Annotated in this window: 22 protein-coding genes; 13 read left to right on the top strand and 9 right to left on the bottom strand. The window is 68.0% G+C overall.

From position 1 onward, the window contains the following. Positions 1-72: 72 nt before the first annotated feature. From ACWGE0_RS13540 to ACWGE0_RS13560, 5 genes are all read left to right on the top strand, one after another. Positions 73-423, top strand: coding sequence for a hypothetical protein (locus ACWGE0_RS13540; RefSeq protein WP_452261205.1), 351 nt, complete (start codon positions 73-75; stop codon positions 421-423). Then, positions 420-998, top strand: coding sequence for a class F sortase (locus ACWGE0_RS13545; RefSeq protein ID WP_452261206.1), 579 nt, complete (start codon positions 420-422; stop codon positions 996-998). Before ACWGE0_RS13540 ends, ACWGE0_RS13545 begins: the two co-directional genes overlap by 4 nt. Positions 999-1,033: 35 nt before the next feature. After that, positions 1,034-1,726 (top strand): hypothetical protein, encoded by a 693-nt coding sequence (locus tag ACWGE0_RS13550; protein WP_452261207.1) that lies wholly within the window; start codon positions 1,034-1,036, stop codon positions 1,724-1,726. Positions 1,727-1,775: 49 nt separating this feature from the next. After that, positions 1,776-2,474, top strand: a complete 699-nt coding sequence (locus ACWGE0_RS13555) for a hypothetical protein (RefSeq protein ID WP_452261208.1) — start codon at positions 1,776-1,778, stop codon at positions 2,472-2,474. A 73-nt stretch (positions 2,475-2,547) separates the two neighbouring features. Then, a complete protein-coding gene (locus tag ACWGE0_RS13560; RefSeq protein WP_452261209.1) occupies positions 2,548-3,084 on the top strand; it encodes a sortase domain-containing protein in 537 nt (178 codons plus the stop codon). A gap of 34 nt (positions 3,085-3,118) precedes the next feature. On the opposite strand, the gene glpK is transcribed toward ACWGE0_RS13560, so the two are convergent. Next, the gene (gene glpK / locus ACWGE0_RS13565; protein WP_452261210.1) at positions 3,119-4,627 is read right to left on the bottom strand and encodes a glycerol kinase GlpK; all 1,509 of its coding nucleotides are present in this window, start codon (positions 4,625-4,627) and stop codon (positions 3,119-3,121) included. A 14-nt stretch (positions 4,628-4,641) separates the two neighbouring features. Then, positions 4,642-5,385, bottom strand: a complete 744-nt coding sequence (locus ACWGE0_RS13570) for an MIP/aquaporin family protein (RefSeq protein WP_319967577.1) — start codon at positions 5,383-5,385, stop codon at positions 4,642-4,644. A 284-nt stretch (positions 5,386-5,669) separates the two neighbouring features. On the opposite strand from ACWGE0_RS13570, the gene ACWGE0_RS13575 reads away from it, so the two are divergent. Further along, complete coding sequence (locus ACWGE0_RS13575) at positions 5,670-7,379, top strand: glycerol-3-phosphate dehydrogenase/oxidase (protein ID WP_452261394.1); 1,710 nt, start codon at positions 5,670-5,672, stop codon at positions 7,377-7,379. A 29-nt stretch (positions 7,380-7,408) separates the two neighbouring features. Beyond that, positions 7,409-8,845: an alkaline phosphatase D family protein gene (locus tag ACWGE0_RS13580; protein WP_452261211.1), complete on the top strand. Its 1,437-nt coding sequence runs from the start codon at positions 7,409-7,411 to the stop codon at positions 8,843-8,845. Positions 8,846-8,866: 21 nt separating this feature from the next. Here the strand turns inward: ACWGE0_RS13580 and ACWGE0_RS13585 are convergent, their stop codons facing one another. The 6 genes from ACWGE0_RS13585 to ACWGE0_RS13610 form a co-directional block, all read right to left on the bottom strand. Continuing rightward, positions 8,867-10,144 (bottom strand): M20 family metallopeptidase, encoded by a 1,278-nt coding sequence (locus tag ACWGE0_RS13585; protein ID WP_452261212.1) that lies wholly within the window; start codon positions 10,142-10,144, stop codon positions 8,867-8,869. Beyond that, positions 10,141-11,313: a M20 family metallopeptidase gene (locus tag ACWGE0_RS13590; RefSeq protein WP_452261213.1), complete on the bottom strand. Its 1,173-nt coding sequence runs from the start codon at positions 11,311-11,313 to the stop codon at positions 10,141-10,143. The genes ACWGE0_RS13585 and ACWGE0_RS13590 overlap by 4 nt, the downstream gene beginning before the upstream one ends. Before the next feature lie 205 nt (positions 11,314-11,518). Beyond that, a complete protein-coding gene (locus tag ACWGE0_RS13595; RefSeq protein WP_452261214.1) occupies positions 11,519-11,812 on the bottom strand; it encodes a hypothetical protein in 294 nt (97 codons plus the stop codon). A 56-nt stretch (positions 11,813-11,868) separates the two neighbouring features. Beyond that, on the bottom strand, positions 11,869-12,909 hold the full coding sequence (gene meaB, locus ACWGE0_RS13600) for a methylmalonyl Co-A mutase-associated GTPase MeaB (protein ID WP_452261215.1): 1,041 nt from the start codon (positions 12,907-12,909) through the stop codon (positions 11,869-11,871). A gap of 111 nt (positions 12,910-13,020) precedes the next feature. Continuing rightward, positions 13,021-15,156 (bottom strand): methylmalonyl-CoA mutase, encoded by a 2,136-nt coding sequence (gene scpA / locus ACWGE0_RS13605; protein ID WP_452261216.1) that lies wholly within the window; start codon positions 15,154-15,156, stop codon positions 13,021-13,023. Further along, positions 15,153-16,865 (bottom strand): methylmalonyl-CoA mutase family protein, encoded by a 1,713-nt coding sequence (locus tag ACWGE0_RS13610; RefSeq protein ID WP_452261217.1) that lies wholly within the window; start codon positions 16,863-16,865, stop codon positions 15,153-15,155. The genes scpA and ACWGE0_RS13610 overlap by 4 nt, the downstream gene beginning before the upstream one ends. A gap of 162 nt (positions 16,866-17,027) precedes the next feature. Between ACWGE0_RS13610 and ACWGE0_RS13615 the strand changes: the two genes are divergently transcribed. From ACWGE0_RS13615 to ACWGE0_RS13625, 3 genes are all read left to right on the top strand, one after another. Continuing rightward, positions 17,028-18,593, top strand: a complete 1,566-nt coding sequence (locus ACWGE0_RS13615; protein ID WP_452261218.1) for a serine/threonine-protein kinase — start codon at positions 17,028-17,030, stop codon at positions 18,591-18,593. Between the two features lie 173 nt (positions 18,594-18,766). Further along, a complete protein-coding gene (locus tag ACWGE0_RS13620) occupies positions 18,767-19,558 on the top strand; it encodes a purine-nucleoside phosphorylase (RefSeq protein ID WP_452261219.1) in 792 nt (263 codons plus the stop codon). Further along, complete coding sequence (locus ACWGE0_RS13625; RefSeq protein ID WP_452261220.1) at positions 19,555-21,156, top strand: phospho-sugar mutase; 1,602 nt, start codon at positions 19,555-19,557, stop codon at positions 21,154-21,156. The genes ACWGE0_RS13620 and ACWGE0_RS13625 overlap by 4 nt, the downstream gene beginning before the upstream one ends. A 1-nt stretch (position 21,157) precedes the next feature. On the opposite strand, the gene ACWGE0_RS13630 is transcribed toward ACWGE0_RS13625, so the two are convergent. Next, on the bottom strand, positions 21,158-21,493 hold the full coding sequence (locus ACWGE0_RS13630) for a hypothetical protein (protein ID WP_452261221.1): 336 nt from the start codon (positions 21,491-21,493) through the stop codon (positions 21,158-21,160). Between the two features lie 110 nt (positions 21,494-21,603). Here ACWGE0_RS13630 and ACWGE0_RS13635 point away from each other — a divergent pair, with 110 nt between their 5' ends. The 3 genes from ACWGE0_RS13635 (at position 21,604) to ACWGE0_RS13645 (ending at position 23,430) form a co-directional block, all read left to right on the top strand. Continuing rightward, on the top strand, positions 21,604-22,071 hold the full coding sequence (locus tag ACWGE0_RS13635; RefSeq protein ID WP_452261222.1) for a hypothetical protein: 468 nt from the start codon (positions 21,604-21,606) through the stop codon (positions 22,069-22,071). Further along, a complete protein-coding gene (locus ACWGE0_RS13640) occupies positions 22,071-22,523 on the top strand; it encodes a flavodoxin family protein (protein WP_452261223.1) in 453 nt (150 codons plus the stop codon). The genes ACWGE0_RS13635 and ACWGE0_RS13640 overlap by 1 nt, the downstream gene beginning before the upstream one ends. 64 nt (positions 22,524-22,587) lie before the next feature. After that, positions 22,588-23,430, top strand: a complete 843-nt coding sequence (locus ACWGE0_RS13645; protein ID WP_452261224.1) for a trypsin-like serine peptidase — start codon at positions 22,588-22,590, stop codon at positions 23,428-23,430. Positions 23,431-23,469: the final 39 nt, after the last annotated feature.

Below are 23,469 nucleotides of genomic sequence, written 5' to 3' on the forward strand. Positions count from 1 at the left end.
GCACTCCCCTGGCAACCGAGGCGCCCGCAAGGGCGTCTTCGGTGTGCAAGTACAAGCTGGGGGAGAAACAAAATGAAGCGCATTTTCGCGGCTGTGGTCGCTCTGGGGGTTGCGTTCGCTTTTGCACAGTCGTCGAGCGCGCAGACCGAAACCGAGTTCGCCGGCGCCGATCTGTTCGTCATTCCACAAAGGACCACCACACCCGGCGGCATGGTCGTGGTCCTCAGGTCGGGCCTATCGAAGTGCACCGATCCGGTGGTGTCGAAGGGTTTCGTCGCACCGATCGAGTTCACCCACCAGAACGCCGACGGATCGTGGATCGGTTTCGGCGAGGTGATCGGCACGCCCGGTTCCTACGCCGCCAGCACGACCTGCGAGGGCAAGAACGTCACCCGCACCTTCACCGCCGGTGCGGCACAATGAAGCGCCTCCTCGCCGGAGCGCTGCTGTCGGTCCTGGTACTGACCGGTTGCGCTTCCCCTCAAGCATCCGAACTTCCGCCCGCACCAACGACTTCGACACCGTCCACTCCGGACACTCGCGGGCTGCCGCCGTCGGAACCGACCGAGATCCGCATCCCGAAGATCGACGCGGTGTCGTCGTTGGTGCCACTGGGACTCAACGCCGACGAGACCGTCGAGGTACCGCCGGTCGAACAGCCGATGCAGGCCGGCTGGTACCGGAACGCGAGAACGCCGGGCGAAGCGGGACCGGCCGTCGTCCTCGGTCATGTCGACGGCAACAAGCAGCCGGGAATCTTCTTCCGGCTCAAGGAACTCGTCGCGGGAGACGAGATCGTGGTGTCCAGAAAGGACGGCACCACGGCGAAGTTCCGCGTGCACAAGAAGGAACAGATCGCCAAGGACAGCTTCCCCACGGAGGCCGTCTACGGCGACACCGACGTACCCGAGCTGCGCCTGATCACCTGCGGGGGCAGTTACGACCAGGCAGCACGCAGCTATCGGGACAACGTCATCGTCTACGCCACGCTCATCTGAGCAATCACCAGAAAAACCGTTGGGGAGAAAGAACAATGAAGGTCACCAAGGCTGTCATCGGGCTGTCCGCCGTCGCCACCGCACTCGCGTTCGCGCCGTTCGCCAACGCCCAGTCGCTCGACGGCTTCTCGCTCGACAAGGCCGAGTACGTGCCGGGCGACAACGTCACCCTCTCCTACGACGTCACCGCCAAGTGCGAGGGCAAGGCGACCTCGAAGGGCTTCATCAACCTGTACTCGTCCGACTTCCTGGTCGGCGGGCCGAACACGATGGTCGCCGAGGCCTCCGCCAGTTTCGTTCCCGGCTCCTACACCGCCGAGATGACCTGCAAGGGCGAAAAGGTCACCAGGGCGTTCAAGGTCCTCGCCCCGCGCGACACCTTCTCTCTCGACAAGAGCCAGGTCGAGGCGGGCGGTGAGGTCACCGTCACGAAGAAGCAGGACTCGGACTGCGGCGACGCCGCGAACTCTCCCGGCTTCGTCTCGCGCATCGAGCTGAAGAAGCAGGCGGACGGCACGTGGAGCGGCACGGCCAAGGCCATCGACACGCCTGGCACCTACCAGGTGGCGATGCTCTGCTCCGGCGCCCACAGGTTCAAGGACTTCACGATCGTTCCCAAGACGCCGACGACGCAGCCGCCTACCTCCACCACGGAGAAGCCCAAGGCCAAGGCTCCGATCGTCAAGCCGAAGGGCGCCCCGCAGACCGGCGGTGGCGGCACCGCCTGATCGTCCACTCACTCTCGTTCACATCAGAAAATCCCTGGGGGAAACAGAAATGAAGAACACCAGAACCATCTCCGGACTGGCCGCGATCGCCGCCACCCTCGCGTTCGCACCGTTCGCGAGCGCCGAGACGAACGCGGGCTTCGAGCTCGACAAGGCGGTGTACGGGATGGCCGAGACCATCAAGATCGCCTACGACGCGGCCGACAAGTGCGAGGGCAAGACGACCTCGAACGCCTTCATCAACGGAACCTCGACCGAGTTCAAGCTCGACCCGCCGAACATCATGCGCGCCACCGCCCAGGCCAGCTGGGTTCCCGGCAGCTACACCGCCGAGATGACCTGCGGCGGGGAGAAGGTCGTCCGGCCGTTCAAGGTCGTGCAGACGGACGAGCTCACCTTCTTCCTGGACAAGGACCAGGTCGAGGCGGGCGGTGACGTCACCGTCATGAAGACCGCGAAGTCGGGCTGCGGCGACGCGGCGAACTCTCCGGGCTTCGTGTCCCGCATCGAGCTGAAGCAGCAGGCGGACGGCACGTGGAGCGGCACGGCGAAGGCCGTCGACACGCCGGGGACGTACCAGGTGGCGATGCTCTGCTTCGGCACCCACACGTTCCGCCAGCTCACGGTCCTGCCGAAGTCGCCCGCACCGACGCAGCCGTCCACCACCGTCACGGAGAAGCCCAAGCCGAAGGCTCCGATCGTGAAGCCGAAGGGCGCCCCGCAGACCGGTGGCGGTGGCACCGCATGATCGCGCTGATCACATTTCGGCGCCTTCTTGATTGGACGAGCAACTAACCCACCGGATGTGCGTCAATGGATCCGTGGGGACTCGTGTCTTGATCGCGGTGCTGTGTGTGGCGCTGGCCACCGCCTGCTCGCAGGCGCCGGCACCGAAGCCATCGGCGGCGACGAGCGACAGCGCTCCGCCGCCGGTGGTGTCACCGCTCGGCAAGTCAGACCCGATGGAGCTGCGGATCGAACGCATTGGCGTCCGGTCGTCGCTGGTCCAGCTCGGCCTCGACCCGCAGGGCGTCGTCCAGATGCCGCCCGCCAACGAGGGCATGCAGGCCGGTTGGCACCAAACGCATCCGCAGCAGTGGATCGTCGTCGGGCGAATTGAGAGCAACAAGGCCAGGGGCGTGTTCTTCCGGCTGAACGACCTGCAGAACGGCGACCTGCTCGAAGTGTCCAAGAAGGACGGTTCGGTCGCCCGCTTCACCGTGACGCGCACCGAGAGGATCATCCGCGACGACTACTTCGCCGAAGCTGTGGCGAAGGACGCGGACGAGCAGGGGCTGCGGCTGATCACGTGCGGCACCCGCGACAACGTGATCGTGCACGCAGCCCCCGCCCAGTAACTCAGCGGCTCAGCAACTCACCAGCTCAGCGAACTCAATCCTCGACCCAGTCGAACGTCTTCGTGACGGCCTTCTTCCAGTTCGCGTACTCGGACGTGCGGCGAGCGTCGTCCATCTGCGGCTCCCACTGCTTGTCCTGAGCCCAGTTCTCGCGGATCTCGTCCTCGGTCTTCCAGAACCCGACCGCGAGACCCGCCGCGTAGGCAGCGCCCAGCGCGGTGGTCTCCGCGACGACCGGCCTGATCACCGGCACGCCGAGGATGTCCGCCTGGAACTGCATCAGCAGCTCGTTCACGACCATGCCGCCGTCGACCTTCAACGCCGTCAGGTCGACGCCAGAGTCCGCGTTCATCGCGTCGAGCACCTCCCGCGTCTGGAAGGCCGTTGCCTCCAGCACGGCCCGCGCGAGGTGGCCCTTGTTGACGAACCGGGTCAGGCCGACGATCGCGCCACGGGCGTCGGAACGCCAGTACGGCGCGAACAGGCCGGAGAACGCGGGCACGAAGTACGCGCCACCGTTGTCCTCCACGGACCGCGCGTGCTCCTCGATCTCGGCCGCGGTCCCGATCATGCCGAGGTTGTCGCGCAGCCACTGCACCAGCGAACCGGTGACCGCGATCGAGCCTTCCAGCGCGTAGACGGGCGCGGCGTCACCGATCTTGTAGCAGACGGTGGTGAGCAGACCGTTCTCGCTCATCACCTTCTCGGTACCGGTGTTGAGCAGCATGAAGTTGCCGGTGCCGTAGGTGTTCTTGGCTTCACCTGGCGAGAGGCAGGCCTGGCCGAACGTCGCCGCCTGCTGGTCGCCGAGGATGCCGGCGATCGCCACCCCCGCCAGCGCGCCGCGCTCGCGCACCTGGCCGTAGACCTCGGACGAGGACCGGATCTCCGGCAGCATCGACATCGGAATGCCCATGTCCGCAGCGATGCCGGAGTCCCACTGCAGCGTGTCGAGGTCCATCAGCATGGTGCGCGACGCGTTCGTCGGGTCGGTGACGTGCACTCCGCCGTCGGTGCCGCCCGTCATGTTCCACAGCACCCACGTGTCCATGTTGCCGAACAGCAGGTCACCGGCCTCGGCCTTCTCCCGCGCGCCTTCGACGTTGTCGAGGATCCAGCGGACCTTGGGCCCGGAGAAGTAGGTCGCGAGCGGCAGGCCGACCTTGGCCCGGTAGCGCTCCTGCCCGCCGCCGAGCGCACCCAGCTCCTGCACGATCTTGTCGGTGCGGGTGTCCTGCCACACGATGGCGTTGTAGACGGGCTCGCCGGTGTTCTTGTCCCACACCACCGCGGTCTCGCGCTGGTTGGTGATGCCGACGGCAGCGATGTCCGAAGTGGACAGATCGGCCTTCGCGAGCGCCCCGGCGGCGACCTGGCGGGTGTTCTGCCAAACCTCCAACGGGTTGTGCTCGACCCATCCGGCCTTGGGGAAGATCTGCTCGTGTTCCTTCTGGTCGACCGAGACCACCCGGCCGGAGTGGTCGAAGATCATGCACCGGGTCGACGTGGTGCCCTGGTCGATCGCGGCCACGTACTGGGTCATTGCGGAAAGTCCTTTCAGACCGGGAGAACCAGGAAGAGCAACGCGGCGAGTGCGGCACCCACCAGCGGACCGACCACGGGCACCCAGGAGTAACCCCAGTTGGCGTTGCCCTTGTTGTGGATCGGCATCATGAACGCGTAGGCGATGCGCGGACCGAGGTCACGCGCCGGGTTGATGGCGTAGCCGGTGGGGCCACCGAGCGAGGTACCGATCACCAGGACGACGAACGCGACACCCGCGTACCCCAGCGCGGAGTTGCCGAACTGCGGCACGCCACCGTCACCCATCTTCGCGGCAGGCGACAGCAAGATCCACGCGACCAGCACGAACGTGCCGATGATCTCGGACACGAGGTTCCACACCCGGTCCGGAACCGTCGGCCCGGTGGAGAAGATCCCGAGCGTGTTCTGCGGCTCGTCGTGCGTGTCGAACTGCTTCTTGTACGTCGCCCAGCAAAGCATCGCGCCGATGATCGCGCCGACCATCTGACCGAGGACGTAGAACGGAACGTCGCCCCACGGTGTCTTGTCGGCGATCGCGAGTCCCAGCGTGACGGCGGGGTTGAGGTGAGCGCCGCTGGGGTTGGCGATGCTCGCGCCGGTGAAGACGGCGAACGCCCAGCCGACGTTGACGAACAGGAACCCCGTGCTGTTGCCGAGAGTGTCTTTGAGCACCTGGTTCGCGACAACACCGGTGCCCAGGAGAATGAGGATCGCCGTCCCCAGCATCTCCCAGACGAAGATCGAGCCTGCACTCATCGTCGACCTCCTTCGTTTGCGGCCAAGGAGGACGCGCAAACCCGAGGTCAGGGCCGCGCCGCCCGCCTGCAACGTGCTCGGACGCTATTACCGTGCTGATCAGTTGTCTACGCCAAGTACCTGCGGTCGGGCCGTTTTCAGGCCATAAGGTTCTGGACCGCTCGCCCGTGGGCGAGCGGAGGCCGCTGAAGGTAACGTGATCCGCGAGTCGTCACAGGGAGGCGTCTGCCGTGGCCACGCGCAAAAACGCAGGTGCAGCACCGCAAGTCCACACCGCCCCGCCGATCACCGGCAGGCTCGGCCCGGCCGAGCGTGAGGAGTCGTGGCGGCGGTTGGAAGCGGAGACGTTCGACGTCGTCGTGATCGGCGGTGGTGTGGTCGGTGTCGGCGCGGCGCTCGACGCGGCGACGCGCGGGTTGCGGGTTGCGCTCGTCGAGGCCCGTGACCTGGCGTCCGGCACGTCCAGCCGGTCCTCCAAGCTCTTCCACGGCGGTCTGCGCTACCTGGAGCAGCTGGAGTTCGGTCTGGTCCGCGAGGCACTGCGCGAGCGCGAGCTGATGCTGACGCGGATCGCGCCTCACCTGGTGAAGCCGGTCGCGTTCCTCTACCCGTTGAGCAACCGCCTGTGGGAGCGCCCGTATTCGGCGGCCGGGCTGTTCCTCTACGACACGATGGGCGGCGCCCGGTCTGTGCCGGGGCAGAAACATCTCACCCGAGCGGGTGCACTCCGGCTGGTCCCTGCGCTGAAGCGCGATGCGTTGATCGGCGGAATCCGTTACTACGACGCCCAAGCCGACGACGCGCGGCACACGATGATGGTCGGCCGCACCGCCGCGCACTACGGCGCCGTCGTGCGCACGTCGACCCAGGTGGTCGGGTTCCTGCGCGAGGCGGACCGGGTGTCCGGTGTGCGCGTGCGGGACGTCGAGGACGGGCGCGAGACCGACGTGCGGGCGCACGCGGTGATCAACGCGACGGGCGTGTGGACGGACGAGCTGCAGCGGCTGTCCGGTTCGCGTGGGCGGTTCCGGGTGCGGGCGTCGAAGGGCGTCCACATCGTGGTGCCGCGCGACCGGATCGTGGCCGAGGCGGGCATGATCCTGCGCACCGAGAAGTCCGTGCTGTTCGTGATCCCGTGGCGCAACCACTGGATCGTCGGCACCACGGACACCGACTGGAACCTCGACCTGGCGCATCCCGCGGCGACCAAGCACGACATCGACTACATCCTCGAGCACGTCAACTCCGTGCTCGCGACTCCGTTGACGCACGACGACATCGAGGGCGTCTACGCGGGCCTGCGTCCGTTGCTGGCGGGCGAATCCGATTCGACGTCCAAGCTTTCGCGCGAACACGCGGTGGCACGGGTCGCTCCCGGCCTGGTCGCGATCGCGGGCGGCAAGTACACGACGTACCGGGTGATGGGCGCGGACGCGATCGACGCGGCGCACGTGGACCTGCCGGGCAGGATCCAGCCGTCCATCACGGACAAGGTGCCGCTGGTCGGCGCCGACGGCTACCACGCGTTGATCAACCAGGCCGACCAGCTGGCCGCCAAGCACGGCCTGCACCCGTACCGCGTCCGGCACCTGCTCGACCGCTACGGCTCACTGGTGCACGAACTGCTGGCGCTGGCCTCGGACAACCCCGAGCTGCTCAAACCGATCCCGGCCTCCCCCGACTACCTGCAGGTCGAGGCGGTGTACGCGGCCTCGCACGAGGGCGCGATGCACCTGGAGGACGTGCTGACGCGGCGCCTGCGCATCTCCATCGAGTACGCCCACCGCGGCGTCGACTCGGCGGAGGCGGTGGCCCGGCTCGTCGCCCCGGTGCTCGGCTGGGACGAGGACGCGATCAAGCGCGAGATCGAGGTCTACAACGCCCGCGTCGAGGCCGAGCGGGCGTCCCAGACCAAACCGGACGACCAGGCGGCGGACGCTGTTCGTGCCTCCGCACCGGAAGCCCGGTCGCAGTTGATCGAACCCGTGAGCTGATTCCGCCCACCCCGGGCATGCTGGAAGACATGACTGGGGTCGACAGAAGAACGTTCCTGAAGGCGGGTGCGGTGGCCGGTGCCGCCGCAACCGCGTCCACCACCACCGCTGTCTCCGCGTCCGCCACCGAAGTGGCGTTCCAGCACGGCGTCGCGTCCGGTGATCCGTTGCCGGACGGCGTGCTGCTGTGGACGCGGGTGATCACGTCCGAGCCGATCAGGTGGGAGATCGCTCGCGACGAGGACTTCCACCGCGTCGTGAAGCGCGGCGTCACCCGAACCGGGCCCGCGCGGGACCACACGGTGAAGGTCGAGGTCCACGGCCTGCGCCCGAACACCCGCTACTGGTACCGGTTCCGCGTCGGCGGTGCCGTGTCGCCGGTCGGCAGGACCAAGACCGCCGGCTGCGAGTCCGAGCTGAACTTCGGCGTCGTGTCGTGCGCGAACTGGGACATGGGCCACTTCGCCGGCTACGGTTTCCTGGCACAGCAGGACCTCGACGCGGTGATCCACCTGGGTGACTACATCTACGAGGGCGTCTACGCGGTCACGCCGCAGCTCCGTCCGACGGATCCGCCGCACGAGTGCGTGACGCTCGACGACTACCGCCGCCGGCACGCGCAGTACAAGACCGACCGGCACGTGCAAGCGATCCACCAGGCCCACCCGATGATCGCGACCTGGGACGATCACGAGAGCGCCGACAACTCGTCCAGCACCGGCTCGCCGCTGCACGATCCGGCGACCGAGGGACCGTGGGGCGTGCGGATGGCCGCCGCCACGCAGGCCTACTTCGAGTGGATGCCGATCCGCGAGGGCAAGCTGGACCGGAGCTTCCGCTTCGGCGAGCTGGCGTCGTTGACCATGCTCGACCTGCGCTCGTACCGCACCGACAGCACGATCCTCGGAGCCTCCCAGCGGAACTGGCTGATCAACAGGCTCACCACCGACAACGCGCGCTGGCAACTCGTCGGCAACTCGGTGATGATCAGCCCGTTCAAGATCCCGCCGCTGCCGGGCTTCCCGCCGTCGAACCCCGACCAGTGGGACGGCTTTCCCGCGGATCGGGAGCTGGTGCTGCGAGCGCTCGGCGACCGCAAGAACACGGTGTTCCTCACCGGTGACATCCACAGCTCGTGGGCGTGCGACGTGCCGTTCGAGGGCCGTTCCGTCGCCACCGAGTACATCGTCACGTCGCTGACGTCCGACAACTTCGACGAGCTGCTGAAGGTGCCGCCGCGCACCGGATCAGTCCTGCTCGAAGCGCAGATCCAGCTGCTGAACCCGCACGTCGAGTTCGTGGAGCTGGACTCGCACGGCGTCGCGACGCTCAAGGTCACCGAGGACGAGGTCCGCTACGACTGGTACTACACGGCGGACCGGAAGAACCCGGACAGCGCTGTGGCGCGTGCGCATTCGTTCCGCACGCGCCACAACACTGCACAAACTGAACGGGTTCTGTTCTAGAACCGCTGGTTCTGGCCGCTCTCAGGCGAGGGCGGCCAGAGCCGTGTGGACCATGACCCGCACACCCACGAGGAGCGCGCGCTCGTCCAGGTCGAACGTCGGCTGGTGCAGGTCGCGCTGCTTCTCCTGGCCGTTCCACACGCCGAGGCGCGCGAACGAGCCGGGCACGTGCTCCAGGTACCAGCCGAAGTCCTCGCCACCGGACGACTGCTCGGTGCCGGCCAGCGCGTCGTCGCCCAGGGCGGCCTCGATGCCGGCGCGCAGGATCTGGGTGGACTCGCGCTCGTTCACCACCGGCGGCACGCCGCGGCGGTGGTGCAGGTCGAAGCCGACGCCGGTCGGGGCCAGCAGACCCGTGACCAGGTCCTTGACCAACGGCTCCAGCTCGGCCCAGATGTCGCGGTCGCCGGTGCGCAGCGTGCCGCGCACCATGCCGTCCTGCGGCACCGCGTTCGGCGCCTCACCCGCGTGCACCGCGCCCCACACCAGGACGGTGCCGGAGCGGGGATCGACGCGGCGGGACAGCATCGTCGGCAGGCCGGTGATGACCGTGCCGAGCGCGTGGACCAGGTCCGCGGTCAGGTGCGGGCGCGAGGTGTGGCCGCCCGGCGAGGACAGCCGCAGTTCCAGCAGGTCGGAGGCCGACGTGATGGCGCCGATGCGCGTGCCGATCCGGCCGACCTGCAGCCGCGGGTCGCAGTGCAGACCGAAGATCCGCTCCACGCCGTCGAGACCACCCGCGGCCAGCACGTCCAGCGCGCCACCCGGCATGACCTCCTCGGCCGGCTGGAACACCAGCCGGACGCGGCCGGGCAGTTCGGTGGCGGAGGCGAGCGCCAGCGCCGTGCCGAGCAGGACCGTGGTGTGGGCGTCGTGACCGCACGCGTGCGACACACCGTCCACAGTGGAGGCGAACGGCAGACCGGTGTTCTCCGGCAACGGGAGTGCGTCCATGTCCGCGCGGAGTGCCACACAGCGGGGGCCGCGGCCGATGTCGCAGATCAGGCCGGTGCCGCCGGGAAGGATGCGCGGCTTGAGGCCGACCTCGCGCAGCAGCTTGGCCACGAGCTCGGTGGTGTTGTACTCACGGCGGGACAACTCGGGGTTGGCGTGGATGTGGCGCCGCCACGCGACTACGTCCGCGGCGTTCGCCTTCAGCCAGTCGTCGAGCCACGCGGGGCCGCGGCCCTCTCCGAGATCATCCACAGGAGACATGCTCACCCCGGTGGGGTCGACAAGCATCTCGGTGGACGTCTTCACAGTTGAGGTTCCCGAGGGACGGGAGTCCAGAACCGTCATGCCGCACCTCCGCGGGCCAGCAGCCGTGCGCGCTGCTGGGAATCGGTGGCTGTCGCGATCGTCGTCCAGGCCATGGCAAGTGCTCCTTCGAGCACCCCACGGTCCGCCGACGCCGAGGCACAGGCGGTCGCGAACTCTTGTTGGTGATTCACCGCGTCTCCGCAGTCGATGGCAATGGTCGGGTGGATGGCGGGCAACACTCTGGTGACGTTGCCCATGTCGGTGCTCCCGATCTTCTCTCGCTGTTCCTGCTCGGGCGAGAGCGGTCGTCGTCCCAGCTCAGTGGCCGCACGCCGGTAGGCGTCCGCGAGCCACGGGTCGGGAGTCAACTCGGCGTAGATCGGTGAGACCTGCTCGACCTCATGGGTGCAGCCGGTCGCGAGCGCGCCGGCGGAGAAGCAGTCCCGGATCCGGTTCTCCAGGCGCTGCAACGATTCCAGATTTTCCGCCCTCACATCGAACATCGCTGATGCGCGGGCGGGTATTACGTTCGGCACGGTGCCGCCGTTGGTGACGATGCCGCTCACCATCTGGCCCGGCTCGAAGTGCTGCCGCAGCAAACTGATCGAGATCTGCGCGACGGTCACCGCGTCCGCGGCGTTGACGCCCAGGTGAGGAGCGGCGGCCGCGTGTGACGGCTTGCCCTTGTAGTGCACCTGGAGATCGGTGATGGCCAGCGATTTCGCGGCGCACGACTCGTACGGCGCGGGGTGCACCATCATCGAGAACGCGACGTCGTCGAACACGCCGCGTTCCAGCATGAGCACCTTGCCGCCGCCGACTTCTTCGGCCGGAGTGCCGATCACCTTGATGGTGATGCCCAGTCGGTCGGCGATGTCACGCAGCGCGAGCGCCGTGCCGACGGAAGCGGCGGCGATGACGTTGTGCCCACACGCGTGCCCGACTTCGGGCAAAGCGTCATATTCGGCACAAAGCCCCAGCACCAGCTCGCCGTCGCCGAACGTCGCGACGAACGCGGTGTCGAGATCCGCGACACCTCGGTCGAGCTTGAAACCCTCGCGGGCGAGCAGGGAGGTGATCTTCTCGACGCTGCGGTGCTCCTCGAAGGCCAGCTCAGGCTCGGCGTGGATCGAGTGCGACAGGTCCAGCAGCGCGTCGGAGTACCGCTCGACGGTCGAGCGTGTGCTGATCTTCAAATCGGTACCCATTTGCCACCATCCTGCATCACCACCTGTGGGACGCAGCACGCTGATGATGATCAACCGGCTGGCCGGTCGCAGCGCTGCGCCGAGCGGCGAGCGAGTTTCGGTCTGACCGATCAACGATGACGCAAATGGTCGGCAAGCACGCTTAATTTTGACTATTCCGTCCCACCATCCGGGACGGAACGTCTCAGCTCGAACGACCGGCGGACTAGCCCTTCTTGGCCGCCCGCGCCTTGCGCCACGCCGCCCACCGGCGCTTGTTGCGGTAATAGACCAGCGCGAACAGTCCCACGGCGATAGCGCCGATCCACAGCTTGCGCTTGGTTTCCTGCCTGATCTCAGGCGACGGTTCCTGCGGCGCGTTCACGCTCGGTCCCGGATTCACTGTCGTCTGCTGCACAGCCGCCACGGGCGCGTTCGGCGCCTCTTGCGCGGACGCCCCACCGGCGATCCCGACAACGCTCATCAGCGCGAACACGCAGGCCAGCAGCAACCTCGACATGGCCTGAACTGTACCTCGAATACCACGATCGAAGGTCACCCAAACTAGTTAAGCGCCTACCGTGAGTCCGATTGGAACGCCTTGAGAATCTGCTCTGCCGCAAGCGTGGCGGTGAGCTCTCCCGACCGGACCTTCTCCTCCAATGAGGGGGCGAGTGTGCGCACCGCCGGGCTCTCCCGCACCTGTCGCCACAGTTCGTCGTGGACCATCATCCAGGTCCATTCGACTTGCTGGCGGCGGCGGCGTTCGTCCAGTTCACCAGCGTCCTTCAAGGTGGCCCGGTGTTCCAGCACTCGGGACCACAACTCGTCGAGACCGGCACCGGTGAGGCCGGAACACGTGAGCACCGGCGGGTGCCACAACGCGTCCGGCGGGCGCAGCAGCTTGAGCGCGCCGGCCAGTTCGCGCGCGGCCTTGCGGGCGTCCAGTTCGTGCTCGCCGTCGGCCTTGTTGACCGCGACGACGTCCGCGAGCTCCAGGATGCCCTTCTTGATGCCCTGCAGCTGGTCGCCGGTGCGCGCCAGGGTCAGGAACAGCGAGCAGTCCGTCATGTTCGCGACGGCCACCTCCGACTGCCCGACACCCACGGTCTCGACCAGCACCACGTCGAACCCGGCGGCCTCGACCAGCACGATCGTCTCGCGGGTGGCCTGCGCGACGCCGCCGAGCGTGCCGGACGTCGGCGAGGGCCGGATGAACGCCTTCTCGTTCACCGACAGCCGCTGCATGCGCGTCTTGTCGCCCAGAATGCTGCCGCCGGTGCGGGTCGACGAGGGGTCGACGGCGAGCACCGCGACCCGGTGCCCCTGCTCGGTCAGCGTGGTGCCGAGCGCGTCGATGAAGGTCGACTTGCCCACGCCGGGAACACCGGTGATGCCGACCCTGATCGCGTTGCCCGACTTGGGCAACAGCTCGATCAGCAGCTCCTGGGCCTTGGCCCGGTGGTCGGCGCGCGTCGACTCGACCAGCGTGATGGCCCTGGCCAGCACGCCGCGATTGCCGTCGAGGACGCCCTTGGTGTACTCGGCGACATCGATCACCCGAGTGCGGTGACCGCCCACCTTCGGCGCGTTGTTTCGATGGTCAGACGGGTTCATCGCGGTGTCTCCCCCGCGCCCTCATATCGGGCATATGGGGGCGCGGGGGAGACACCGCGAGGGACCCTGCTGAGCACCGAAAGAACCCGGTGAAGGTGGGTGGTCATCGCACTACCCATGGTGCCCGAGCTGATCTGCGAGTTTCACCAGCAAATCCTTGGCCGCGTCCGCGATCACCGTGCCGGGCGGGAAGATCGCCGCCGCGCCCGCCGCGTACAGCTCGTCGAAGTCCTGCGGCGGGATCACGCCACCGACGACGATCATGATGTCCTCGCGGCCGAGCTTGGTCAGCTCTTCCTTCAGCGCCGGCACCAGCGTGAGGTGCCCTGCTGCCAGCGACGACACGCCGACGATGTGCACGTCGGCCTCGGTGGCCTGGCGCGCGACCTCGTCCGGCGTCTGGAACAGCGGGCCGACGTCGACGTCGAAGCCGAGGTCCGCGAACGCCGTCGCGATCACCTTCTGGCCGCGGTCGTGCCCGTCCTGCCCCATCTTGGCGACCAGGATGCGCGGCCGGCGGCCTTCTTCCTCCGCGAACGCCTCGACGACCTCGCGGCAGGCGTCCACGTTGGACACTGAACCGACCTCCTGCCGGTAGACCCCGGAAATGGTGCGGATCTGCGCGCTGTGCCGCCCCCACACCTTGCCGAGCGACTCGGAGATCTCGCCGACCGTGGCCTTGGCCCTGGCGGCGTTGATCGCCAGCTCCAGCAGGTTACCGCCGCCGTTCGCCGCGTTCGTGAGGGCGTCGAGCGCACTGTCCACAGCGGACTGGTCGCGTTCTTCCTTCAGGCGCCTCAGCTTTTCCAGCTGCTGGACGCGCACGCCGGCGTTGTCGACCTTGAGCACGTCGATCTGCTCGTCGTTGGCCACCAGGTACTTGTTGACGCCGATGACGGGCTGCCGCCCGGAGTCGATGCGCGCCTGCGTGCGGGCGGCGGCCTCCTCGATGCGCAGCTTGGGAATGCCCTCGTCGATCGCGCGGGCCATGCCGCCAGCCTTCTCGACCTCGGTGATGTGCTGCCACGCCTTCGCGGCGAGCTCGTTCGTCAGCCGTTCGACGTACGCACTGCCACCCCACGGGTCGATCACACGCGTCGTGCCGGACTCCTGCTGGAGCAGCAGCTGCGTGTTACGGGCGATGCGCGCGGAGAAGTCGGTGGGCAGGGCCAGCGCCTCGTCGAGTGCGTTGGTGTGCAACGACTGCGTGTGCCCTTGCGTCGCCGCCATCGCCTCGACGCACGTGCGCGCGACGTTGTTGAACACGTCCTGCGCGGTCAACGACCACCCGCTCGTCTGACAGTGCGTGCGCAGGCTCAGCGACTTCTGGCTCTTCGGCTCGAACCCGTTGACCAGCTTCGCCCAGAGCAGCCGCGCGGCCCGCATCTTGGCGATCTCCATGAAGAAGTTCATGCCGATCGCCCAGAAGAAGCTGAGCCGCGGCGCGAACGCGTCGACGTCCAGCCCGGCTTCCTTGCCGGCGCGGATGTACTCGACGCCGTCCGCCAGCGTGTAGGCCAGCTCCAGGTCGGCGGTCGCTCCCGCCTCCTGCATGTGGTAGCCGGAGATCGAGATCGAGTTGTACTTCGGCATGTGCCGGCTGGTGTAGCTGAAGATGTCGGAGATGATCCGCATCGACTTCGCGGGCGGGTAGATGTAGGTGTTGCGGACCATGAACTCCTTGAGGATGTCGTTCTGGATCGTCCCCATGAGCTGCTCCGGCTTCACCCCCTGCTCCTCCGCCGCCACGACGAACAGCGCGAGAATCGGCAGCACCGCGCCGTTCATCGTCATCGACACCGACATCTTGTCCAGCGGGATGCCGTCGAACAGCGTGCGCATGTCGTAGATGGAGTCGATCGCCACCCCGGCCATGCCGACGTCACCGGCGACGCGCGGGTGGTCCGAGTCGTAACCGCGGTGCGTCGCCAGGTCGAAAGCCACGGAGAGGCCTTTTTGGCCGGCCGCGAGGTTGCGGCGGTAGAAGGCGTTCGACTCCTCGGCCGTCGAGAAGCCCGCGTACTGGCGGACGGTCCACGGCTGGTTGACGTACATCGTCGGGTACGGGCCGCGGAGGAACGGCGCGACGCCGGGGTAGGTCTGGAGGAAGTCCAGACCGTCCACATCGGACGGACCGTAGACCGGCTTGACCGCGATGCCCTCCGGCGTCTCCCACGGCGGGAGGTCGGTCTCGTACTTGGCCGACGGGAGCGGGCCGAGGTCGATGTCCGCGAAGTTGGGGATCATCGGCTCACTCCCATTTCTTCGATGGCAAGGAATTCGAAGGTGTTGTTCAGGATCTCGAGCGCCGGGCAGCCCATGAACACGAACCCGTCGACCTCGGCGTCGCTCTTCTTGCCGGCCAGGAGTACCCGTTCCGCGCCGGCTTTGCGCAGCGCTTCGACGGTTTCGACGGCCAGGTCGGCGTAGCTGGTGTCGCTGCCGCAGACGACCGCGATCTTCGCGCCGGACTCCGCGAACTTCGCGGCCACGTCGTCGGCGGTCTTGGTCGGGCCCGCGTTGGGGGTGGCGAACCCACCGGCGTTGAACAGGTTCGCGGCGAAGGTGGCACGGGCGGTGTGCGCGGACACCGGGCCGAGGGTGGCGAGGAAGACCTGCGGGCGTTCGGGCTGGGCGTCGGCGAGGTCGCGCAGCTCTTCGAAGGCCTGTGCATAACGGACCCGCGGCAAACCATCGGTCGGCAGCTCGGGGGCGGGTTCGCGGACGACCGGCTTCTCGGTCAGGTTCGGGAACTCGCTGACACCCGTGATCGGGTCGCTGCGATCCGCCAGCCGCGCCGACCGCTTCGCCCACGTCTCCGCCAGGCGATCCGCGATCAACCCGCGCGACGCTGCGAAGCCGCCCGCCCGTTCGATCTCCTGGAACCACGACCAGGCGTGAGCGGCCAGCGACTCGGTCAGCTGCTCCACGTACCAGGAGCCGGACGCCGGGTCGATCACCTCGCCGAGGTGCGACTCCTCCAGCAGCAGGTTCTGCGTGTTGCGGGCCACCCGGCGGGCGAACTCGTCCGGCAGGCCGATGGCCGCGTCGAACGGCTGCACCGTCACCGAGTCGGCGCCACCGAGGCCGGCGGCCAGGGTCGCGATCGTGGTGCGCAGCATGTTCACCCACGGGTCGCGGCGGGTCATCATCGCCGACGACGTCACCGCGTGCTGCACCTGCGGCACGTCGACGCCGGACACCTCGGCCACGCGCGCCCACAGGCGGCGGGCGGCGCGCAGTTTGGCGATGGTCATGAACTGGTCGGCGGTCGCGGCGAAGCGGAACTCCAGCTGCGCGAAAGCCTCCTCGACGCCCAGCCCCGCGTCCGTCAAAGCACGCAGGTACGAAACGGCCAGCGCGAGAGAGGCGCCCAGCTCTTCCGAGTCCGAGCCGCCCGCGTCGTGGAACGGCAGCGCGTCCACCACCACGGTCCGCAACGACGGGAACTGCCTGCGCGCGTCCTTGATGACCTCGAGAGACGAACCGAACGGCGTGAGCGCGAGGTTGCCGCGCACCTCTTCTGGCAGCAGCGGCGCCTGGTCGTAGATCCGCAGCATCGCGCGCGCCGCGTCCACGTCGCCGTCGAGCGTGATCGGCGCGAGGTCGAGGTAGACGCCGTCGAGGACGCGTTCCAGAGAATCAGCCGGAAGAGCGAGCCACAACGAGGTGACACCGCCCTCCAGGTCGTTCATCAGGGCGACCGGATCGGGAACGGCGTGGCGCTGGCGCACGTCCCAGCCCTGCTTCGCCGGGGCGAGAGCATAGGCCGGCAGCGCGTCGTCGAGGGTGTAGAGCGGCTGCAGTTCGATGCCGTCGTAAGTCTTCGTGACCAGCGATTCGTAGCTCGCGCCGGTCTTGCGGAGGACGGCGTCGACCAGCTCACGCCACTGTTCCCTCGACGCCGAGGGGAACTCGTTCGGGCGGAATTCGGCGGGCAAGGCCAACTCCATCATGCGTTGCAGTGTTACCGACCAGTACCGACACGGCTATGTGAGGTTCACCGCCGTTAACGATGCAGCCAGTCTGTCAGGAAGAATGAACTAGTGGAAAACGGTGACCAGGAGCGCTTGATCGCGGCTCGGTACCGCCTGCTGCATCTGCTGGGGCGAGGGTCCATGGGCACCGTCTGGGCTGCTCACGACGAGGTGCTGCGCAGGCAGGTCGCGGTCAAGGAGATCCTGCGACCGCCGGGCATGACCGACGTCGCGGCCGATGAGCTGCGCGAACGGACCATGCGCGAGGCGCGTGCCGTCGCCGCGCTGTCTCACCCGAACCTGGTCACGCTCTACGACGTCGTGCAACACGACGGCGACCCGTACGTGGTGATGGAGCTCGTGCCGTCGCGCAGCCTGAGCGAGTTGCTGCAGGAACAGGGCTGCCTCACCGAGAAGCAGGGCGCGGCGGTGCTGGACGCGGTCGCGGCGGCGCTGGCGTCGGCGCACCGGGTCGGCATCACGCATCGGGACGTGAAGCCGGGCAACGTGCTGATCGCGGACGACGGCCGGGTGAAGCTCACCGACTTCGGCATCGCGCGCAACGTCGCCGAGGCCACCATGACCGCCCGCGGCATCACGCTGGGCACGCCCGCCTACATCGCGCCCGAGGTCGCGCAGGGCGGTGACGTGTCGGCGGCCGCTGACCGGTGGTCGCTCGGCGCGACGGTGTGGGCCGCGATGGCAGGCGAGCCGCCGTACGTCGGCAAGAACGTCATGCAGACGATCAACGCGGTCATCAACGGGGACGTGCCGGTGCCGGCGGGTGCAGGGCGGCTCGCGCCGGTGATCAGCGGGTTGATGCAGAAGGAACCAGCCGAGCGGCTGTCGCTGGTCGACGTGCGCAGGCAGGTCTACTCGCTGCTGCCGGAGCCCGGCACCGACGCGTTCGAGGTCCGCGAGTCGGTGCAGCTGCCGATCGTCGTGCGGCCGAAGCCGAAGATCGAGCCGGACGCGCCGCTGGCCGACGACCCCGGGCCGTTGCCGTTCATGATCACCAAGCCGATGGCGCCGCAGCGGCCGCGGGGACGGCTGGCCACGACGTTCATGCTGTTCGTGGCCGTGCTGCTGTTCGTGGCGGGCTCCGGCGGCGGCTTCGCGCTGACCCGCCTGGCCGCGGGCGCGTCACTGCTGCCGCCGACCCAGCAGACGTTGCAGACGCTGCCGACCCTGCCCACCTCCGCGACGCTGGAGCCGCGGACGGCGCTGGCCGTCACGGCGAACGGCGACCAGGGCGGGCGGTTCACGCTGAACGTCGAGGCGAGCTGGTCGACCTACAGCGAACAGCGCGCGGCCGACAAGCTGGTGCCGCTGTCCTCGGTGGTGCACTTCGTGTCGGGCACCGGCGCGTACGAGGTCACGGTGCGGTGGTTCCCCGACTACTACCCGAAGCGCACGGTCAACACGTACACATCGAGCGTGCAGGCGCGGTGGCCTGGCCGGTTCTTCGGCGGCGAGAAGGTGCCGACGCCGAACCTCGCCGGGCCGCGCGTCGAGGACGGCATCCAGTTCATCTATCGGACCGTGGAGGGTGACGAACCCAACGCGCTGAGGAGGTCGCACTTCTCTCGCGTGCTCCCGTACGGCAACGACCTGTGGGTGGTCGAGGTCATCGTGCCGACCGAACAGGAAGATGAAGCGCGCGTCCGCCTGTTCGACGCGATCGCCTCCACCTTCGCACCGGTGTAAGCCGTGTCCTGCGGGTCACGTCCGCGATAGCCGCGCCCGAGAGGGTCCCTGACGGCACCGCCGCGTCTCCCAAATACAACCCGGTATGAGGAAGACGCGGCGGCACCGCCAGGAACCCACTCGAACACGACTCTCATCGAACAGACCCACAGGACACGGCTTACGCTCTCGCGGTGACTCCAGAAGAGCTGGCCGGCAAGGCCGCGGAAGAGATCCAGAGCCGCACCGGCGTGGCGAAGCACGACATCGCGATCGTGCTCGGCTCCGGCTGGCGGCCCGCCGCCGACGTGATCGGCGAGCCGGTCAGCGAGATTCCCGTTGGTGACCTGACCGGCTTCGAAGCGCCGACCGCGCTCGGCCACGGCGGCACCATCCGTTCCGTTGAGGTGGGCGGCAAGAAGGTGCTCGTCGTCCTCGGCCGCACGCACGGCTACGAGGGCAAGGGCGTCCAGAAGGTCGTGCACGGCGTGCGCACCGCCGCTGCTGCTGGTGTGTCGTCGATCGTGCTGACGAACGCCGCCGGTGGTCTGCGGCAGGGCATGTCCGTCGGGCAGCCCGTGCTGATCTCCGACCACCTCAACCTGACCTCGCTGTCGCCGCTGGTCGGCGCCCGGTTCGTGGACCTCACGGACCTGTACTCGCCGCGTCTGCGCAAGGTGGCGCAGGAGATCGACTCCTCGCTCGAAGAGGGCGTGTACGCCGGTCTGCCCGGCCCGCACTTCGAGACGCCCGCCGAGATCCGGATGCTGCGCACGATGGGCGCGGACCTGGTCGGCATGTCGACCGTGCACGAGGCCATCGCCGCGCGCGCCGAGGGTGTCGAGGTGTTCGGTCTGTCGCTGGTCACGAACCTCGCTGCGGGCATCACCGGCGAGCCGCTGAACCACCAGGAGGTGCTGGAGGCCGGTGCCGCCGCCGCTCAGCGCATGGGCACGCTGCTGCGCGAGCTGGTGGACCGGGCATGAGCCTGACGCCGGCCCTGCGTGACGCGACGTTCCGGTGGATCGCCGACGACCCCACCGCGGCCACCCGCGAGGAGCTGCAGGGGGTGCTGGCTCGGGCCATGGGCGGTGATTCCGCCGCGCTGGCCGAGTTGCAGGACCGGATGGCCGGGCCGCTGACGTTCGGCACCGCCGGGCTGCGCGGGCCGGTGCGGGCGGGCACGAACGGCATGAACGTGGCCACCGTGGTCCGCACGACCGCCGGGCTGGCGTCCTGGCTCGGATCCCCTGGCCTGGTGTTCGTCGGTCGCGACGCCCGGCACGGGTCGGAGGAGTTCGCCACGGCCGCCGCCGAGGTGATGGCGGCCGCGGGCTTCGACGTCCGGGTGCTGCCGGACCCGTTGCCGACGCCGGTGCTCGCGTTCCTGGTGCGCAACCACAACGCGGTGGCGGGGATCCAGATCACCGCGTCGCACAACCCGCCTGCCGACAACGGTTACAAGCTCTACCTGTCCGGCGGTGCGCAGATCGTGCCGCCGTCCGACGGGGAGATCGAGAAGGCGATCGAAGCTGTTCCGGCCGCGGTTTCCGTGCCGCGTTCGCCGTCGTACTCGACGGTGTCCGAGGCCGAGATCGACGCGTACCTGGACCGGGTGGCCGCGCTGCCGTCCGGCCAGGCGCGCACGCTGAAGATCGCGTTGACGCCGATGCACGGTGTCGGCGGCGCGTTCGCCACGGAAGCGTTGCGGCGCGCGGGTTTCACCGACGTGCACGTGGTGCGGTCGCAGGCGGTGCCGGACCCGGACTTCCCGACCGTGGTGTTCCCGAACCCCGAGGAGCCGGGCGCGTCCGACGAGCTGCTTTCCCTTGCGGCGTCGGTGAACGCGGACCTGGCCATCGCGCTGGACCCGGACGCCGACCGGTGTGCTCTGGGCGTGCGCGACGGCGACACGTGGCGGATGCTGCGCGGCGACGAGACGGGCGTGCTGCTCGGCTCGCTCGTGCTGTCCACCACCGAGTCCGCGGATCCTTTGGTGGCAACGACGATCGTGTCCTCGTCGCTGCTGAAGTCGATCGCGGCGGCGCACGGTGCCCGGTACGCGGAGACGCTGACCGGCTTCAAGTGGCTGGCGCGGGCGGGCGAAGGCCTGGTGTTCGCCTACGAGGAAGCACTCGGCAACTGCGTCGACCCCGCTTTCGTCGCGGACAAGGACGGCGTCTCGGCTGCCGTCGTGGCCGCAGATCTGGCGGCCGGTTTGAAGGCGTCCGGACGGACGTTGCTCGACGCGCTGGACCAGCTCGCGTTGGACCACGGCCTGTACCTGACCGACCAGGTCTCCTTGCGGTACACCGATCTGAGCCTGATCGACGCGACGATGGCACGGCTGCGCGCGGAACCGCCTTCCGACTTCGCGTCGGAAGACCTGTTGCCCAGCGCGGACGTCCTGCGCTGGACGGCAGACGGCGTGCGCGTGGTCGTGCGACCGTCCGGCACCGAGCCGAAGCTCAAGGCGTACCTCGAGATCGTCGAGCCGGTCACGGACGGACTGGAGTCCGCCCGTGCGGCTGGTAAGGCTCGGCTGGCCGAGTTGCGGGAACGGGTAACGGCTCTCGTGAGTTAGCTCAGCCGGCGAGCGCGATCATCAGGCACAGCACGGCAAGAGCGAAGCCCCCGCCGGCCACCCAGTAGGCCCTTCTGGTCGGCGGGGCGATCGCACCGCGGCGCCCCTCGGTCACTGCCGCGACAGCGATCCGCCCGAAGATGTACGCGATCGCGCAAAGCCCCACGCCGAGTCCGAGCAACATCGTGTTGACGTCCCACGGGCTGTGGTCGAACCCCGGCCACAACGACGCGAAGAGTGGCCCGATGCCGATCATCCCGATACCGATCGCAAGGCCGAAACCCCAGGTGATGCGACGCTGACGAGGACTGGTGTGCATAAGGGCAGTGGTCTTCATGGTCCCTCCTGTGTACACCCTTTAGGACGCCTTTCCGCCTTCGGGGTTCCATGGTCGCTCGCTCTGATGACGTTGCGAGCACACCACTTCGTTGAACTAGGTTCCCACGCGTGGAATACACCCGCCATGACCTGGCACAGGCCGTGCTCGACGCACATCCGGACAGCAAGCACGGACTCGACATGTTCCGCGGCGGCTTCAGCGACGACATGAAAGCGCATCAGGTACGCCTGCGTGACGGGCTGTTGAAAGCGTTCGGCATCGACCTCAAGGCCGACATGGCGCTGTTCATGATGCTGCGCGCCACGCTTGAGTCGAACGCGGCTGTCAGGGGTCCGATGAGCACGTTCGGCGAGGCCGGCTTGCTCATCCGCAAGCTGGAAGGCACCGGGGTCCTGGACCGGGTGAATCAGATCGGTGAGCTCAACGTGCGGTCCCGGGAGGTGCACTTCGAGATCGTCGAAGAGCTGATCGGCCTCATGGGGCCTACCGTCGAGAAGGTGACCTCGGAGGACCTCAAGGCGATGCAGGTGGACGACACGCCGCCGAACCCCTACGACTACGAGATCGACTACTGATGGCGCGCCTGCTGATCGTCCACCACACGCCGTCCCCCGCCGTGCAGGCGATGTTCGAGGCTGCGGTCGCTGGCGCGTCCACGCCCGAGATCGAGGGCGTCGAAGTCGTGCGCCGAGCCGCGTTGTCCACAACCGCTGTGGATGTCCTGGAGGCCGACGGCTACCTGCTGGGCACGCCCGCGAACCTCGGCTACATGAGCGGTGCGTTGAAGCACTTCTTCGACACCGTCTACTACCCGTGTCTCGATTCAACGCGCGGCCGGCCGTTCGGGCTCTACGTGCACGGCAACAACGACACGACGGGTGCGGTGCGCAGCGTGGAGACAGCCACGACCGGGTTGGGCTGGGAGAAGGCCGCCCAGCACGTGGTGGTCACGGGTGAGCCGTCGAAGGCCGACCTGGAGGCGTGCTGGGAGCTCGGAGCCACCGTCGCGGCCCAGTTGTCAGGCTGAAAACGGAACAGAGTATTCCCGCGGTTCTCCTTCCGCGTCATTCTGACTGCCGGAGGGGGTCCGAATGAAACGAATCTGCGCAATTCTGGCGGTGCTCACGCTCGTGTCGGCGCCACCGGCTCAGGCCGAGGCACCGGAAAGCGTGAAAGCTGTCCTGGCCGAGTTCGGCGAGGGCGGTGAGCTGATCAGTTCCGCCGACATCGCACTGGCGAAGTCCCTGCTCACACAGGGGTCGACCGGGGTTGCCGCGCCGAGTGCGAACGCTGTGGTGTCGCCGACGGTCGGCATTCTGGAGTCGCGGACGGGACAGTGCACGGCCAGCACCATTTCGAGCACGCACAAAGTCCTGATCGTCACGGCCGCTCATTGTGTGCACGACGGCAACGGCGGCACCTGGCAGCAGCCCATCTACTTCACGCCGGGTTTCCAGGCCGGGCGGCCCGCGCCGCACGGGAGGTTCCAGGCCAAGGCGGCGGTCACCTTCGACAGGTGGGTGACCAAGAGCGACTACAACTTCGACGTCGCGTTCGTCGCGCTCAGGCCGAACGACACCGGTGACGCAGTAGGCGAGCTCGTCGGCATGAACGGGCTCATCGTCAACGCGGGTTACATGGTCGACCGCACGATCGTGTCCTACGAGAACAACGTGCTCAGCCAATGCAGCGGCACGACGATCCAGTCGATGGGCTTTCCACTGGAGGACCACCTGTGGATGATCGGCTGTCCCGCTCCGCCCCACGAGGGTGACAGCGGATCGCCCTGGTTCGCCGAGTACGACGGCCGGCGCGGGTACGTGAACGGCGTGATCAGCAAGGGCAGTGGGGTGCTCCCGCACGTCAGCACGCCGCGCTTCGACGACGACGTGCTCTCCATCTGGAACGGCTTCAAGGACCACACCGGAACCTGAGGTTGTCCACATGAACCCAGGGTTGTCCACAGCTTCTTG

Source organism: Lentzea sp. NPDC054927 (assembly GCF_053610285.1).